General features: G+C 68.3%; 14 protein-coding genes. 5 read left to right on the top strand and 9 right to left on the bottom strand.

Features of this window, described 5'->3' with window-relative positions; genetic code table 11:
• The 3 genes from Q0996_RS20575 to Q0996_RS20565 all read left to right on the top strand — a co-directional run.
• Positions 1-836, top strand: an 836-nt coding sequence (locus Q0996_RS20575) for a pseudouridine synthase (RefSeq protein WP_299624228.1), incomplete at its 5' end; no start/stop codon positions are given.
• Positions 811-1,377, top strand: a complete 567-nt coding sequence (gene rsmD, locus Q0996_RS20570; protein WP_299624225.1) for a 16S rRNA (guanine(966)-N(2))-methyltransferase RsmD — start codon at positions 811-813, stop codon at positions 1,375-1,377. The genes Q0996_RS20575 and rsmD, both read left to right, overlap by 26 nt.
• Positions 1,378-1,428: 51 nt before the next feature.
• Positions 1,429-2,442 carry a threonine/serine dehydratase gene (locus tag Q0996_RS20565; RefSeq protein ID WP_299624222.1) on the top strand — a complete coding sequence of 338 codons (1,014 nt, stop codon included), beginning with the start codon at positions 1,429-1,431 and terminating at the stop codon, positions 2,440-2,442.
• 214 nt (positions 2,443-2,656) lie between these two features.
• Here Q0996_RS20565 and Q0996_RS20560 read toward each other — a convergent pair whose 3' ends face one another.
• The 3 genes from Q0996_RS20560 to Q0996_RS20550 all read right to left on the bottom strand — a co-directional run bounded on the left by Q0996_RS20560 (position 2,657) and on the right by Q0996_RS20550 (position 5,744).
• Positions 2,657-3,073, bottom strand: a complete 417-nt coding sequence (locus tag Q0996_RS20560) for a hypothetical protein (protein WP_299624220.1) — start codon at positions 3,071-3,073, stop codon at positions 2,657-2,659.
• Between the two features lie 268 nt (positions 3,074-3,341).
• Entirely contained in the window at positions 3,342-5,171 is a 1,830-nt protein-coding gene (gene mutL, locus Q0996_RS20555) for a DNA mismatch repair endonuclease MutL (RefSeq protein WP_299624219.1), read from the bottom strand.
• Between the two features lie 75 nt (positions 5,172-5,246).
• Positions 5,247-5,744, bottom strand: a complete 498-nt coding sequence (locus Q0996_RS20550; RefSeq protein WP_299624217.1) for a hypothetical protein — start codon at positions 5,742-5,744, stop codon at positions 5,247-5,249.
• Positions 5,745-5,976: 232 nt separating this feature from the next.
• Between Q0996_RS20550 and Q0996_RS20545 the strand changes: the two genes are divergently transcribed.
• A complete protein-coding gene (locus Q0996_RS20545) occupies positions 5,977-6,393 on the top strand; it encodes an Hsp20/alpha crystallin family protein (protein WP_299624215.1) in 417 nt (138 codons plus the stop codon).
• On the opposite strand, the gene Q0996_RS20540 is transcribed toward Q0996_RS20545, so the two are convergent.
• Positions 6,390-7,163, bottom strand: coding sequence for a carbonic anhydrase (locus tag Q0996_RS20540; protein WP_299624213.1), 774 nt, complete (start codon positions 7,161-7,163; stop codon positions 6,390-6,392). The two genes, Q0996_RS20545 and Q0996_RS20540, sit on opposite strands and share 4 nt — an antisense overlap.
• Before the next feature lie 290 nt (positions 7,164-7,453).
• Here Q0996_RS20540 and Q0996_RS20535 point away from each other — a divergent pair, with 290 nt between their 5' ends.
• On the top strand, positions 7,454-7,861 hold the full coding sequence (locus Q0996_RS20535) for a VOC family protein (protein WP_299624212.1): 408 nt from the start codon (positions 7,454-7,456) through the stop codon (positions 7,859-7,861).
• Positions 7,862-7,888: 27 nt separating this feature from the next.
• Here Q0996_RS20535 and Q0996_RS20530 read toward each other — a convergent pair whose 3' ends face one another.
• From Q0996_RS20530 to ileS, 5 genes are all read right to left on the bottom strand, one after another.
• On the bottom strand, positions 7,889-9,259 hold the full coding sequence (locus Q0996_RS20530; protein ID WP_299624210.1) for a pitrilysin family protein: 1,371 nt from the start codon (positions 9,257-9,259) through the stop codon (positions 7,889-7,891).
• Positions 9,260-9,356: 97 nt separating this feature from the next.
• The gene (locus Q0996_RS20525) at positions 9,357-10,730 is read right to left on the bottom strand and encodes a pitrilysin family protein (RefSeq protein ID WP_299624208.1); all 1,374 of its coding nucleotides are present in this window, start codon (positions 10,728-10,730) and stop codon (positions 9,357-9,359) included.
• Between the two features lie 206 nt (positions 10,731-10,936).
• Positions 10,937-11,440 carry a DUF3035 domain-containing protein gene (locus Q0996_RS20520; protein WP_367575676.1) on the bottom strand — a complete coding sequence of 168 codons (504 nt, stop codon included), beginning with the start codon at positions 11,438-11,440 and terminating at the stop codon, positions 10,937-10,939.
• 96 nt (positions 11,441-11,536) lie between these two features.
• A complete protein-coding gene (lspA, locus tag Q0996_RS20515; protein ID WP_299624204.1) occupies positions 11,537-12,025 on the bottom strand; it encodes a signal peptidase II in 489 nt (162 codons plus the stop codon).
• A gap of 24 nt (positions 12,026-12,049) precedes the next feature.
• Positions 12,050-14,911 carry an isoleucine--tRNA ligase gene (ileS, locus tag Q0996_RS20510; RefSeq protein ID WP_299624202.1) on the bottom strand — a complete coding sequence of 954 codons (2,862 nt, stop codon included), beginning with the start codon at positions 14,909-14,911 and terminating at the stop codon, positions 12,050-12,052.
• Positions 14,912-14,919: the final 8 nt, after the last annotated feature.

Genomic DNA, 14,919 nt, shown 5'->3' with positions numbered 1-14,919 from the left:
ACGGAGAGGTTCTCGACAGCCCGGCGACCCTGGTGACCGCCGCGAGCCGCATCGAAGTGGACGGCGTCGCCCTGCCGGCGGCCGAACCGCCGCGGCTCTGGCGCTACCACAAGCCTCGCGGCGAGCTGACCACCGCCCGCGACCCCCAGGGCCGGGCCACGGTCTTCGACCATCTGCCCGAGGGCCTGCCGCGCCTGCAGGCGGTGGGCCGTCTCGACATCAACTCCGAGGGCCTGTTGCTGATGACCAACGACGGCGCCCTCAAGCGCCAATTGGAACTGCCGGCCAACGGCTGGCTGCGCCGCTACCGCGTGCGGGTGCGCGGGCGGGTCAATCCGGCGCGCCTGACCGTGCTCGAAAAGGGTGTGCGCGTCGACGGGGTGGACTACGGCCCGGTGGAGGCGCGGCTGGACCAGCAGACCGGCGCCAATGCCTGGCTCACCATGGGGCTGCGCGAGGGCAAGAACCGCGAGGTGCGCAAGATCTGCGCCCACCTGGGCCTGACGGTGAACCGCCTGATCCGCATCTCCTACGGCCCCTTCTCCCTGGGCAAGCTGCCGAACCGCGCCCTGGAGGAGGTGCCGGAGCAACGGCTGCGCCAGGCCCTGGGACTGGAGGAGAAGAAGGCGCCGAAGAAACGCGGCAAGGGCTTTGCCAAGGCGAAACCCAAGCCCAACCGCCCGGGTTCGCGCCGCGGCTTCAAGAAGGCCGAACAGACGAAGACCGACAGTGGCAAGGCTGCTCCGGCGAAACGGCCCAAAGCGGCCGCCGGCAAACAGACCCGTAAGAGCCATGCGACCCGCGAGAACCATGCGAATCGTCGCCGGCCGTCATAGGGGGCGCAGCCTCACGACCCCGGCGGATCTCGCCGTGCGGCCCACCGCCGACCGCACCCGCGAGGCGCTGTTCAACATCCTGACCAGCGGCAAGCTGAGCGACGAGGGCATGAAGCGGCTGCCCGGTGCGCGGGTGCTGGACGCCTTCGCCGGCACCGGCGCCCTGGGGCTGGAGGCCCTGTCGCGGGGTGCCGAGCAGGCCACCTTCATGGAGAACTACGCCCCGGCCATCGAGATCTGCCGCGCCAACATCGCGGCCCTCGGCGAGGGCGAGCGGGCCGAGCTGCTGGCCTGCGACGTGCTGCATCCCCGGCCGGCGCCGGCGGCCTGCGACCTGATCTTTCTCGACCCGCCCTACAACCAGGGCCTCGCCGAGCAGGCACTGGCGAGCTTGCGGGCGGCGGGCTGGATGGCGCCCGACGCGCTGGTCTCCGTGGAGCTGATGAAAAGCGAGCCCTTCGCCCTGCCCGCGGGCTTCAGCGAGCTGGACGCCCGCACTTACGGCAAGGCGAAGCTGATCTTCCTGCGCTTCGATGGCTGAGCTTATGACCGTGTTCACGGGACCGCCGCATTCGGGAGAGGCAAAAGAGAGATGAGCGATCAAGCCCTGACGGACGCAGCGGCGGCCGCCCCCAGCTTGGCCGAGATCGAGGCCGCGGCGGAGACGCTGAAGGGCCGCATCATCGAGACCCCGGTGGTGGCCCTCACCAGCGACGTTCTCTCGCCGCATCTGCCGGAAGGCGCCGAGGTCATCGGTAAGCTGGAACTCTTTCAGCACGCCGGCTCCTTCAAGGCCCGCGGCGCGCTCCTGAACCTCCTCGATTTCAGCGACGAGGAGCGCGAGCGCGGCGCCACCGCCGTCAGTGCCGGCAACCATGCCCTGGCGGTCTCCTGGGCGGCGGCTCAAAGGAGCGTGCCGGCCAAGGTGGTGATGATGAAGGCCGCCGATCCGGTGCGGGTCGCCGGCTGCAAGGCGCTAGGCGCCGAGGTGGTGCAGTGCGACGACGTCCATGCCGCCTTCGACGAGGCCGACCGCATCGTCGAAGAGGAGGGTCGGCGCTTCGTGCATCCCTTCGAAAGCCCGCTCACCGTTCTCGGCACCGCCACCTGCGGGCGCGAGTGCGCCCTGCAGATGCCGGATCTCGATGTGATGGTGGTTCCCGTCGGCGGCGGCGGCCTCATCGCCGGCATGGCGCGAGCCTTCAAGCTGCTGCAGCCGAACTGCAAGGTGATCGGCGTCGAGCCGACGGGCGCCGACAGCCTCACCCGTAGCTTCGCCGCCGGCAGCCCCCAGGCGCTGGAAAAAGTCGACACCATCGCCGACAGCCTGGGCGCGCCCCGGGCCCTGCCCTACTCCTTCGCCGTCGCCCGCGCCCATGTCGACGAACTGGTGCGCATCGAAGACGCGGCGATGCTGCGCACCATGGCGCTGGTCTACGACGCCCTGAAGATCGCCCTGGAGCCCGCCGGCGCCGCCGCCACTGCCGCCGTCATGGGCCCGCTGCGCGAAGCCTGCGCCAGCAAGCGCGTCGGCGTCATCTTCTGCGGCAGCACCATCGGCGAGGCGCGCTTCGCCGACCTCATCGCCAAAGGCCGCGCGCTGTAGTCCCCCTCACCCTCCCATTTCATGGGCCCCTCCCTCTCCCGCCAGGGGAGAGGGAGTCTAAGGGGCGTCCTAGTTGCCCTCTCCCCCGCGTGGGAGAGGGTAATGCAGCGGCCCTTTTTTCTCCCTCTCCCCAGCGTGGGAGAGGGTTGCGGAGCCTTGGTGAGGTCAAAGACCGAACTTAGGCGAAGCTGGGTGAGGGGGCATGCGGGCAGGCTCACTCCCCGCGGTTCTGACCGACGGCGAGCCAGACGAAGCGGGCCATGAAGGCGAGGCCGAGGAAGAAGGCGATGCGCTGCAGCAGCACCAGCACCCAGAGCGGCACAACGCCCAGGTAGCGGTGGCCGTAGATGCCCTCGAAGTCGGAGCCGAAGAGCAGGGAGACGCTGCGGCTGTCCGGCTCCAGGCGCTGCACCAGATCCGGGATCGCGCCGACCAGGACCACCGCGACGAGGACCGTCAGCAGGTGGCAGAGGATGGCGGCCCGCGCGGCGAAGACCGCTCGGCTGCCCTGCAGGCTCTTCAGCGCGAAGCCCATGACGCCCAGCAGTCCGGCGGAGATGGTGATCAGCCAGACCGTCCATTGCTGGAGCAGCTTCAGGGCTTCCAGTTGCAGGGTGAGGCTTGGGTCCATCCGTGATCCTTTAGAGTCATTCAGGGCCTGACCTCATCCGGCAAAGGCTCCCCTGCTCTGGCCTTTCCAGACCGTTATTGCCGGACTTGTTCCGGCAATCCATCGAGGTCTGGGTCTCGCTCTTTCCATGGACCCTCGGGACAAGCCCGAGGGTGACGATGGGGGTCGGCAAAACCTTGGCAAGCCATTGAACTCAAGCCACTTAACTTCAGCCAGACTCTCAGGCTTTGACGGTGCCGGCCTGCATGCGACGCAAGTCGAAACGAGACTACCGCCGGCCGAAGAGCTTTTCGATGTCCGCCAACTTCAATTCGACATAGGTCGGGCGGCCGTGATTGCACTGGCCGGAGTGGGGCGTGGCCTCCATCTGGCGCAGCAGGGCGTTCATCTCCTCGACGTTGAGGATGCGCCCGGCGCGCACCGAGCCGTGGCAGGCCAGGGTGCCGCAGACATGCTCCAGGCGTTCGCGCAGAGCCAGCGCCTCCCCCAGCTCCGCCAGTTCGTCGGCGAGGTCGCGGATCAGGCCCCCGACGTCCACCTCGCCCAGCAGGGCCGGCACCTCCCGCACCACCACGGCGCCGGGGCCGAAGCCCTCCAGCACCAGGCCCAGTTCGGCCAGCTCCTCGGCGCGGGCGACGACCCGGGCCGCCGCCTGCTCCTCCAGTTCCACCACCTCGGGCAGCAGCAGCATCTGGCGCGCCACGCCGGTCTCGCCGAGCTGCTGCTTCATGCGCTCGTAAACCAGGCGCTCGTGGGCGGCGTGCTGGTCGACGATGACGATGCCGTCGCCGGTCTGCGCCACCACGTAGGTGGCGTGAACCTGGGCCCGGGCGGCGCCGAGGGGGAAGCCGGCCTTGTCGTCGCGGCCTTCCGGCGGAATCTCACCATGGACGTTGGGCGCGGCCGCGGCCGGCGCCTGGTCGAGACCCGGCAAAGAGCCGACGCCCACCGGTGCATGATACTGGGCGGTCGCCTCGGCGAGGCCGCGCGGCAGGCTGCTACCCCGCACCCCCTGGGGATAGCGCCAGCCACCGCCCGGCTGGCCGCCTGCCTGCAGGGCGCCCAGGGCCAGATCGGACACGGTGGTCGACGCGCGGTGCCCCGCCTCGGCCAGGGCGTGCTTGGCGGCGGAGACGATGAGGCCGCGCACCAAGCCGGGATCGCGGAAGCGCACCTCCGCCTTGGTGGGATGCACATTCACGTCCACCTGCTCCGGCGGCAGTTCCACGAAGAGCGCCACCAGAGGATGGCGGTCGCGGGCGAGGAAGTCCTGATAGGCGCCGCGCACCGCGCCGTAGAGCAGCTTGTCGCGCACCGGCCGGCCGTTGACGAAGAGATACTGCTGCTGGGCGTTGCCGCGGTTGAGGGTCGGCAGGCCGATGTAGCCGGTGAGGCCGATCCCCTCCCGCACCGCGTCGATGGCGAGCGCATTGTCGGCGAAGTCCCGGCCCATCACCGCCGAGAGGCGCTTCAGGCGGGCGTCGAACAACTCGCCTTCGGCCGGCGGCAGGTTCACCAGCTTACGATCCCCGTCGCTCAGGGTGAAGCCCACCTGGGGGTGGGCCATGGCCAAGCGGTTCACCGTGTCCTGGGCGTGGGCGACCTCGGTGCGCGCGGTCTTCAGGAACTTGAGCCGTGCCGGGGTCGCGAAGAAGAGATCGCGCACCTCCACCCGCGTGCCCTGCGGGTGGGCGGCGGGCTGCGGATCGCCGACGGCACCGCCTTCCACCGCCAGGGACCAGGCCTCATCCGCGCCAGCGGGCCGGCTGGTCACCGTGAGGCGGGCGACGGCGCCGATGGAGGGCAGTGCCTCCCCCCGGAACCCCAGGGAGGCGATGTGCACCAGATCGTCGTCCGGCAGCTTGGAGGTGGCGTGGCGCTCGACTGCGAGGCGCAACTCCTCCGGGGTCATGCCACAGCCGTCGTCGGTGACGCTGATGAGGGCCCGCCCGCCGTCGCGCAGCATCACGTCGATGTGGCGCGCCCCGGCATCGAGGGCGTTTTCCACCAGCTCCTTCACCGCCGCGGCCGGCCGCTCCACCACCTCGCCGGCGGCGATCCGGTTCACCAGGGTCTCGGGCAGACGGCGGATGGGCATGGGGCTTGAGGTTCCAGTTGAGCCTTTGGTCTTGGCAAAACTAACAGGACAAGCGGAGTCGCGGAAAGCCGACCGCTACCAGCGCCGCAGCCTGCCGATGAATTGGGCGATTGCCCGGGATCCGAAGACGCAGAGCACGCCCAGGCCCGTCGTCAGGATGACCCATACGAGACGGTCCAAATCCGTATTGAGCGCAAACCGCCTCTCCTCACCGATGAATTGCAGCAGGAAGCTAACGAAGATGGGGAGTTGTTGGATCAGGACCCACAGCCCGAGAACGACCACCGCCAGCGATAAGGCAGCTTGGCGCGACCACTCCCCCGCATGATCTTCCGACGTGGCCGCCGTCTCCGACGCGACCATCCCCGCGATCCGGCCGGCACCGAACCACAGCGCGACGAAGACGGCCAAATGCGTCACCAGCAACATGAGACTGGAGCTGGCGTAAGAGGACCAAGCCATCACGCCAAAGACGAGAAGGATGCTATGCGCCAGGTACGTCAAGGTGACCCAAAGCACGTAGAGCGACAGCAGGCGGCAGCCGACGAACGCGAGATCTCTTGCGCCGATCATGGGAATCTTCACCTCAAATGAAATTCGATGCGATCCACTCTACCAGAACGGGAGGGGCCTGACTCAGCGCAATTCCATGCTCCGCCGGCACAAAAGACCGCCCACCAAGCGGACCGCCGGCTCAGAGACAAACGTTCGGATTGACGCGGATCATGGCAGCCGCACGCGCGGCGGGATCAAATCGGACTAACAACTCCCTTCCTTGATGCCCCTTTCCTGATGCGAGGTATCCATGGTCGAGCAATCCCATACCGCCGGCTGGTGGCCGCGGCTTTACGAACCCCTCCTCAATGTCGGCCAGAAGGTCGCCGACTGGGTCGCCCCGCGATCCGATGCCTCCGCGGTGGAAGATACTTATGAGATCAACGTCGAACTGCCCGGCGTGAAGGCCGAGGACGTCGACGTTTCGGTGCACGACAACAACCTGATCGTCCGCGGCGAGAAGCGCCACAGCCGCGAGGAGAAAGGCCGCACCTTCTTCTTTTCCGAGCGCGAGTACGGGCTGTTTCAGCGCTCCTTTAGGCTGCCGCCGGATGCCGACAGCGACACGATCGACGCCGCCTTCAGCGACGGCGTGCTCTGCCTGAGGATCGCCAAGCACGCGCCCAGCGAGCCGGCGGGCAAGAAGATCGAGGTGCGCCGGGGCTAACCCGCCGTCAGCAGGAAGCGCCGGTTGCGCGGCTGGACCGGACGGAAGTTGTTCGGGAACAACTCAGCGAAGGCGGCGATCTGCCCGCCGGAGGCCGACAGCGGTGCCGCGAAAACGGTCCAGCTGACGATCTCGCTGCAGGGCGGCGTCGTCAGGGACCCGGCATAGCGGAAGGCGGCCCGCGACGCCGGCAGCAGCGCCGCCGGGTCGATGACGGCTGCGCTCGCGCCCTCGCCCTCCTGCCTCGGCATGGCCTGCCAGACCGGGGCCAACACCGGGTTCTCGGCACCCTCTTCGAAGAACACCCCGATCACCGCGAGACCGTCGCCGCCGGCCGCCTTGTGGACGAAGTGGACCTCGAGGGGAAAGTGCCTGCCCTCCAGCGTGTGCTCGCTCAGATGATGAAAGTGAAACTGCAGGAGGTCGTAGCGGACGCCGTCGAGTTCGATATGGCCGCCCTGAGGCGTGTTGACCTGAATGGTGTGGCCGTTGTTGACGACCGAGTCGAGCGTCACCCGCTGCCAGCGCACGCCGACCGGGGCCAGTTCGGCCCTGACGGCCGCGTTCAGGTCAATCGGCGACTGCTGTGTGCCGGCGCCGCAGGCGCCGTAGGCCGGATCCAGCGTGCCCCAGGCATCGGGGCCGCTTGCGCCCCCATAGGACCAGTGTGGCTTGTTGCCCGCCGCCCGGGCTGCCCGGGCCGCGAGAGCGCCGCAGAGCGGGCAGGCGAGCATCGCCCCACCTGCCTGCAAGAAGTGCCGCCGGTTCATGTCATCCATTCTCCTTCATGCTCTAGAGAACGAAGCAGCAGGGCACCCAGCATCCCCTCTCCTGTCATATCGCAGGGCGTTGTACCGCCAAAACCGTGAGGCGATAAGTGCAAACGGCGACTCTTCCGGGGCTTGCAGGCCAGGGGGCGCCATTTGACACAGCGCTGCCACCGCCAGCCTGGCCTTGGCGAACTGCGGGCGGCCGGAAATTCGGCGATGGGATGATTATCCGAGCCGAAGCCTGATCGCTCGGCTAAGGTCACAGCATGACGTCAGCACGGGAGGAGGCCATGAGCAGCACCATCGTTCCCTGCCTGCGCTATGCGGATGCGCCGAAGATGATCGACTGGCTCTGTGAGACCTTCGGCTTCGCGCGCCATCTCGTGGTCGAAGACGGCAGCGGCGGCATCGCCCATGCCCAGCTCACCCTGGGGCCGGGCATGATCATGCTCGGCTCCAAACGCGCGGACGCCTTCGGCGACTTGCAGGCGACCCCCGAGGCCCTGGGCGGCACCACCCAAAGCCCCTATGTGGTCGTTGCCGATGCCGACCGGCTTTACGACAAGGCCAAGGCGGCCGGTGCGGAGATCGTCATGGAGATTGCCGACCAGGATCACGGCGGGCGGCTCTTCTCCTGCCGCGACCCCGAGGGCCACCTCTGGAACATCGGCAGCTACGACCCCTGGGCCGAAGCGTAGGGAACTCCCGGCCAAGCCCGGAGAAATTCAGCTTCCGTCGCCGGGGGCCTCGCGGGTCGGCTCAACGCCGGCGGGGGCGCCGACGACCACCACGGTAAGCGCCTCGGGCCGATAGAGCCGCTTGGCGACGCGCTGGGCTGTCGCCAGATCCACCGCCTCGATGTGGCTGTTGCGCTTGTCGAGGTAGTCGATGCCCAGATCCTCGAGCTGAATGCCCACCAGCATGCCGGCGATGCGCCCGGAGCTGGAGAACCGCAGGGGGAAGGAGCCGGTGAGGAACTTCTTGGCCGCCGCCAGCTCTGCGGCGCTCGGCCCGGACTCGGCCATGCGCTGCCACTCCTGACGGATCAGTTCGAGCGACTGACCGACACGCGCGTTCTGGGTCGCCACGCCGCCGGCAATCAGGGCGCCGTGGTCCAGGGGGCTGAGGTAGGAGTAGACGGAATAGGCGAGGCCCCGCTTCTCCCGCACCTCCTCGACCAGACGCGAGGCAAAGCCGCCGCCGCCGAGGATGTAGTTGACCACATAGGCGGCGTAGTAGTCCGGATCGTCGCGCTTGATCCCGGCCTGGCCCAGAGAGACCACGGACTGGGGGATGTTCCGCTCGATGACCACCAGATCGCCGGCATTGCCGATCGCCGCCTCCGGCACCTCGAAGGCCTCCCCCATCGCCGGCAGCGGCATGAAGGTTGTATCCAGCAAGGTTTTCAGCTCATCCGGGGTGATGTCGCCGACGACCCCGATGAACAGCCGGTCGCGGGCGAAACGGGCCCGCACGAAGCCGCGCAGATCGTCAGCGGTGATGGCGGCGATGCTGGCCTCGGTGCCGCGGGTCGGGCGGGCATAGGGATGATCCTGGAAGACCAGACGGCGCAGCGTGCGGCTGGCGATCATGTTGGGGTCTTCCGCTTCGCGGGAGAGGCGCGCGAGGATCTGGCTGCGGATCCGTTCCACCGGTTCCTCATCGAAGCGCGGCGCCGTCAGCGCCAGGCGCAGCAGCTCGAAGGCACGCGCGCGGTTCTCGCTCAGGGTCGACAGCGAGCCCGAGAAGTTGTCGAGACCGGCCTCGAACCGCAGGCTGATGGAGAGGTCGTCCAGGGCCCCCTGAAACGCCTGAGAGTCGAGTGGCCCGGCACCTTCGTCGATAAGCGTGGAGACCATATAGGCCAGGCCGGGCTTGCCGGCCGGATCCAGGGCAGCGCCGCCGCGAAAGGCGAGATCCAGGGCGATGATCGGATTGCTGTGGTCCTCCACCAGCCAGGCCTCGATGCCGCCGGGGCTGACCACCCGCTGGACTTCCACCGCGCGCGCCTGAAAGGCGGCCAGCAGACTGAGCAGGGCCAGCAGTGCAGCCAGGACCAAAACCCGGGCCGGAAGGACGGCGGCCGTGAGGGCCACGGCCCGGGGCCGACCCCGACCCAGGGGCCGACGCCGACTCACCAAGTTCGAATTGCGCTGGGCCATTGCGGCGCTCCTATTAGGTTATCGGCTCGGGTCAGGTCGTCGGCTTGGGCAGCAGATAGGCCGTCACCGACTGTTCCTCGCGCAGCACCTTCTTCGCCACCGCGTTGACAGCCTCGGCCGTGACCGCCTCGATCCGCTCCGGCCAGGCCTCGATCGCTTCCAGGCTGCTGCCGGTGGTCAGCGCCGCGCCGATGATCCGCGGCGCGGTGCTCAGGTTGTCGCGGGCGAAAACCGCCCCAGCGCTCAGGCGTTTCTTGGCCGCGGCCACTTCGGCTTCGCTGACGCCCTCTTCCAGCAGCAAGGCGATCTCGGCGCGCAGCGCCGCTTCCACCGGCTCCAAGGCGCCGCCGGGCCGCGGCGAGGCGAAGAAGGTGAAGGTCGCATAGTCGTAGGCCATGGGGCTGTATCCGGCGCCGGCCGAGGCGGCGGTGCCCTGGTCCACCACCAGGCGGCTGTAGAGCCGGCCGGTGGCGCCGCCGCTCAGGATCTCCGACAGCACCTGCAGGGCATAGGCCTCGGGACCTTCCGCCTGACGGTAGCCGGGCGCCAGATAGCTGATGGAGAAGGAGGGCTCGCGCACCCGCGGGCTGCGCAGCGTGACCTCCCGCGCGCCGTTCTGCGGCGGCTCCGCCACCCGCTGGCGCGGCGGGAAATCGCCGGCCGGGATCGGCCCGTAGTATTTGTCCGCCAGATCGCGCACCGCCTGCGGGTCGACGTCGCCGGCGACGATCAGCACCGCGTTGTTGGGGGCATACCAGCGCTCGTAAAAGCGCAGGGCCGCTTCGGTGTTGAGTTCGCGGATCTCGTGATCCCAGCCGATGATGGGAATGCGGTAGGGGTGATTGAGGAACAGGGTCGCGCGGATCAGCTCGGCAAGCTGGCCCCGCGGTTCGTTGTCGACGCGGCTGCGCCGCTCCTCGAGCACGACATCGCGCTCCGGATCGACCACCGCGTCGCTCAAGACCAGATTGGCCATGCGGTCCGCTTCATGCTTCATCATGATTTCCAGGCGGTCCGCCGCGACGGTCTGGAAGTAGCCGGTATAGTCCCAGGAGGTGAAGGCATTCTCGCGGCCGCCGTTGGCGGCGATGATCTCGGAGAATTCGCCGGGCGCCAAGGATTCGGTGCCCTTGAACATCAGGTGTTCAACGAAATGGGCCAAGCCGGACTCGCCGGCCTGCTCGTCGGCGGCACCGACCCGGTACCAGACCGAGTGATGCACAATGGGCGCGCGGCGATTGACCACCACGACCACCTGCAGGCCGTTGTCCAGGGTGAAACTGACGGGATCGAAGACCTTGGCTGCCGCCGGGCTCTGCAGCGGGCCGAGCGCAGTGGCGAGCTGGGCCGCAAGAACCGCGAGGCCGATGGCCAGAAAACGGCCGGCGCGTCGTGGAAGCGTCATCTGCTGGTTTCCCTCAAGGATTGGCCTCAGGGATCTATATGGCACGGACCTGACGGGCCGCAAGCCGGCGGCCCTATCGAGGAGATGAAACTTCGTTCATCTCGGCGTGAACCAGCCGGGCGCGCTTCGCGCCCTTTGCTGGCCTGAGCCGGCCCGTTGGGGCGGCCGGTCTGTCCTTCGGGCGCCCCCTCAGGCGCAATGCGGCGCTAGAAGATCCCTTCCAGAGGCGCCTTGCGCCGGCGGATGATCTGCGGGGTCGGGCCAGTGGTGGCCGGCAGTCCAAGGGCCGCGTTTTCCTGCAGGCGCCTCAACTCGGCCTGGGGATCGACCACCGTTCCCGCCGGGCTCTGGTTGTCCCAGAACACCAGAATATCGACGAAACGGTCGGACTCTTCGTTGATCTGTTTTGTCTCGCGCTCAACGATCAGGCGAATATTGGGCTCGGCCTGCTGGGTGCCGGCGGAGTTCAGCAGAGACTGCTCGCCCAGCGAGCGGTTGGGCCGTATGGCGGTCTGCGTCGCAACGCCCTGCGTCGCCGCGGCCTGCTGCCCGGTTGCGTTGCGGAACACGGCCCGTTCGGCCTGCTGGCTCGGCGTGCCCTCCTGCGGGCGCGGGGCGCCGGGCTCCGGCGGGCGCAGCGCGAAATCCGGCGGCACCGTCAGGGGGGCCCGGGAAACCACGCGAAACTCATCGGGCGACTGCTTGGTCAAGCCAAGCTGCTCACGGAATCCCCCGCAGGCCGCGAGCGTAAAAAGAAGGCTGCTGGCGACAAGTAAACGTAACGTCACGGTGCGATCCATCGTCGACTACCTCCCTATCCCCGCCTCTTTATTACTCTTTCTATTGTGGTCAAACAAGCCGTCGACCACGATCAAGGCCACCCCGCAAACAATGGCGCTGTCGGCAACATTGAAAGCCGGCCAGTGCCACCCGGCGACATGGAAGTCAAGGAAGTCCACCACGCCGGGCTGATGCATGCGGTCGATGACATTGCCGATGGCGCCGCCGACCACGAGCCCGGCACCATAGGGGATCAGGCCCAGCGGCTGACGTTTCACCCAGACCAGCAAGGCCGCGACAATGGCCAGGGCCACGCCTGAGAGCAGGTAAGGCCGCCAGGGCGAGTCGCTTTGCAGCAGGCCGAAGCTGACCCCGGTGTTGTGGGTCAGCACCAGATTGAAGAAGCCGGTCACCACGATCTGGTTGCCGGGCTGCTCCAGCACCCCGAGGATCAGCGCCTTGGTGATCTGGTCGGCGACCAGGATCACCAGAGCGATCAGGAGGGTCCAGCGCATCGCGGCGGGCCGGCCTCTCCAGCCCTACTGCGCCGCGGCGCCGAGGTGCTGGACGGCATCGGCGCAGCGTGCGCAGGTCTCCGGCGCGTTCGCCGCAGCCCCCACCTCCGGCAGCACCTTCCAGCAACGCTGGCACTTGCTGCCCTCGGCCAAGCGCACCGAGACCGCGACCCCGGCCACCTCGTCCAGGCGGAAGGCCTCCGCCGGGCCCGCGCCTTCGGTCACCGTCACCGCGGAGGTGATGGCCACATCGTGCAGCGCCACATCCTTGAGCGCCGCCAGCAGTTCGGGACGCTCGATGAAAACCTCCGGATGGGCCTGCAGGCTGGAGCCGATGCGTTTGCCGGCGCGTTCCAGCTCCAGGGCACCGGTGACAACCCGGCGCACTTCGCGCACGGCAGACCACTTCTCCGCCAGGGCCGCGTCGCGCCAGCCCTCCGGCACCGCCGGGAAGGTCCGCAGGTGGACGCTTTCCTCCGGTCCCGTGCCACGGGCCCACCAGGCCTCTTCCGCCGTGAAGCAGAGGATCGGCGCCAGCCAGGCGGTGAGGCAGGAGAAAACCTCGTCCAGCACGGTGCGGCAGGCGCGCCGGCGCAGGCTGTCCGACCGGTCGCAATAGAGCACGTCCTTGCGCACATCGAAGTAAAAGGCCGAGAGATCGACGGCGCAGAAATTGTAGACCGCTTGGTAGAGGGCGTGGAACTGGAAGTCCTCTACGTTCCGCCGCACCTGCAGGTCCAACTCGGCCAGGCGGTGCAGCACCCAGCGCTCCAGCTCCGGCATCTCCTCCGCGGCGACGCGCTCCACCGGCTCGAAGCCGGCCAGGTTGCCCAGCAGGAAACGCAAGGTGTTGCGCAGGCGCCGGTAGGCATCGCCCTGGTACTTCAGGATCTCCGGGCCGAAGCGCAGGTCTTCCTCGTAGTTGGAGGCGACCACCCAGAGGCGCAGGATGTCCGCCCCCTGATTGTCCACCACGTCCTGGGGCGAGAGCGCGTTGCCGCGCGACTTGGACATCTTCTCGCGGCCCTGTTCCTCCAGGATGAAGCCGTGGGTCAGCACGGCGTCGTAGGGCGCCCGCCCGCGGGTGCCGGCGGATTCCAGGAGCGAGGTGTGGAACCAGCCGCGATGCTGGTCGGAGCCTTCGAGATAGAGATCCGCCGGCCACTTGAGTTCGGGCCGCGCCTCCAGCACGAAGCTGTGGGTCGAGCCGGAATCGAACCAGACCTCCACCACGTCGGTGACCTGCTCGTAGTCCTCGGCCTTGTACTCGTTGCCGAGGAAGCGCTGCGGATCGCTGGAGAACCAGGCATCGCCGCCCTCTTCCTCGAAGGCCGTCGCCACCCGCTCGATCACCGCCGGGTCGCGCAGCGGCTCGCCGGTCTCTTTGTTCACGAAGATCGGCAGGGGCACGCCCCACAGCCGCTGGCGGGAGATGCACCAGTCCGGGCGCTGCTCGATCATCGAGCGCAGGCGGTTGCGCCCGGTTGCCGGGACGAAGCGGGTCTCGTCGATCGCCTTTAGGGCCTTGTCGCGCAACTGGTTGGTCTCCATGGAGATGAACCACTGCGCGGTATTGCGGAAGATCAGCGGCGCCTTGGAGCGCCAGGAATGGGGATAGCTGTGCTCCAGGCGGCCATGGCCCAAGAGCTGCCCGGCCTCGCCCAAAGCGGCGACCACCCGGTCGTTGGCATCGCCGGCCTTGCCGTTCTCGTCATAGACCACCGCACCGCCCGTTAGCGGCACGTGGTCGTAGAAAGTGCCGTCGCCGCCCACGGTCTGCGGGATCTCGATGCCGTTCTTCAGGCCCAGGGCCCAGTCGTCGGCGCCATGGCCGGGGGCGATGTGCACGAAGCCGGAGCCCTGCTCGGTGGTGACGAACTCGCCGGCCAGCACCGGCACGTCGAAGTCGTAGCCGCCGTCGGCCGGCCCAAAGCCGTTCCAGGGATGGGTCAGGACGGTTCCGCCGAGTTCGGCCGGCCCGAGGTCGCCCAGATGCGACCAGCTTTCGATCTTGCCGGCTTCGCGCACCGCCTCGGCCAGGTCTTTGGCGAGCACCAGTTTCTCGCCCGGCCGCGCCAGGCTGCCCTCGGCCACCGCCTCCACCTGCCAGAGGCCATAGGCGATCTCCTCGCCGAAAGCCACGGCGCGGTTGCCCGGAATGGTCCAGGGCGTGGTGGTCCAGATGACCACGCTGGCGCCCTCCAGCAGCGGCGCGCCGGCGCGGGCCACGGGAAAGCGCACCCAGATGGTCTTGGAGACGTGGTCGTGATACTCCACCTCGGCATCGGCGAGCGCGGTGCGCTCCACCACCGACCAGAGGACCGGGCGGGAGCCCTTGTAGACGCCGCCGTTCTCCAGGAACTTGCCCAGTTCGCGGACGATCTGCGCCTCGGCGGCGAAGGACATGGTGGTATAGGGCCGCTCCCAGTCGCCGAGCACGCCGAGGCGCTTGAACTCGTCGGTCTGGATGGCCACCCACTTCTCGGCGAAGTCGCGGCACTCGCGCCGGAACTCCAGCACCGGCACCGCGTCCTTGTCCCTGCCGTCCTTGCGGTACTGCTCCTCGATCTTCCATTCGATGGGCAGACCGTGGCAGTCCCAGCCCGGCACGTAGTGCGCATCCTTGCCCAGCATCTGCTGGGCGCGGTTGACCACGTCCTTGAGGATCTTGTTCAGCGCGTGGCCGATGTGCAGGTGTCCGTTCGCGTAGGGCGGACCGTCGTGCAGGATGAACTGCTCCCGTCCCTTGGAGGCTTCGCGCTGCCGGGCGAAAAGGTCCATCTCCGCCCAGCGCGCCAGGGTTTCGGGCTCCCGCTTGGCCAGGCCTGCGCGCATCGGAAAGTCGGTCTGCGGCAGAAAAACGGTCGGTCGATAGTCAACGCTCATCGCGTGGG

Origin of the sequence: Pelagibius sp. (assembly GCF_028289705.1) — a bacterium.
Lineage (GTDB): Bacteria > Pseudomonadota > Alphaproteobacteria > Kiloniellales > Kiloniellaceae > Pelagibius.
Note: the sequence above shows the minus strand (reverse complement) of the source record. Positions and strands in the feature narration are given on the sequence as shown.

Excerpts from the sequence above, each read along its gene's own strand:
- rsmD (WP_299624225.1), top strand. The coding sequence starts at position 811 with ATGCGAATCGTCGCCGGCCGTCATAGGGGGCGCAGCCTCACGACCCCG.
- Q0996_RS20565 (WP_299624222.1), top strand. The coding sequence starts at position 1,429 with ATGAGCGATCAAGCCCTGACGGACGCAGCGGCGGCCGCCCCCAGCTTG.
- Q0996_RS20560 (WP_299624220.1), bottom strand. The coding sequence starts at position 3,073 with ATGGACCCAAGCCTCACCCTGCAACTGGAAGCCCTGAAGCTGCTCCAG.
- mutL (WP_299624219.1), bottom strand. The coding sequence starts at position 5,171 with ATGCCCATCCGCCGTCTGCCCGAGACCCTGGTGAACCGGATCGCCGCC.
- Q0996_RS20550 (WP_299624217.1), bottom strand. The coding sequence starts at position 5,744 with ATGATCGGCGCAAGAGATCTCGCGTTCGTCGGCTGCCGCCTGCTGTCG.
- Q0996_RS20545 (WP_299624215.1), top strand. The coding sequence starts at position 5,977 with ATGGTCGAGCAATCCCATACCGCCGGCTGGTGGCCGCGGCTTTACGAA.
- Q0996_RS20540 (WP_299624213.1), bottom strand. The coding sequence starts at position 7,163 with ATGAACCGGCGGCACTTCTTGCAGGCAGGTGGGGCGATGCTCGCCTGC.
- Q0996_RS20535 (WP_299624212.1), top strand. The coding sequence starts at position 7,454 with ATGAGCAGCACCATCGTTCCCTGCCTGCGCTATGCGGATGCGCCGAAG.
- Q0996_RS20525 (WP_299624208.1), bottom strand. The coding sequence starts at position 10,730 with ATGACGCTTCCACGACGCGCCGGCCGTTTTCTGGCCATCGGCCTCGCG.
- lspA (WP_299624204.1), bottom strand. The coding sequence starts at position 12,025 with ATGCGCTGGACCCTCCTGATCGCTCTGGTGATCCTGGTCGCCGACCAG.
- ileS (WP_299624202.1), bottom strand. The coding sequence starts at position 14,911 with ATGAGCGTTGACTATCGACCGACCGTTTTTCTGCCGCAGACCGACTTT.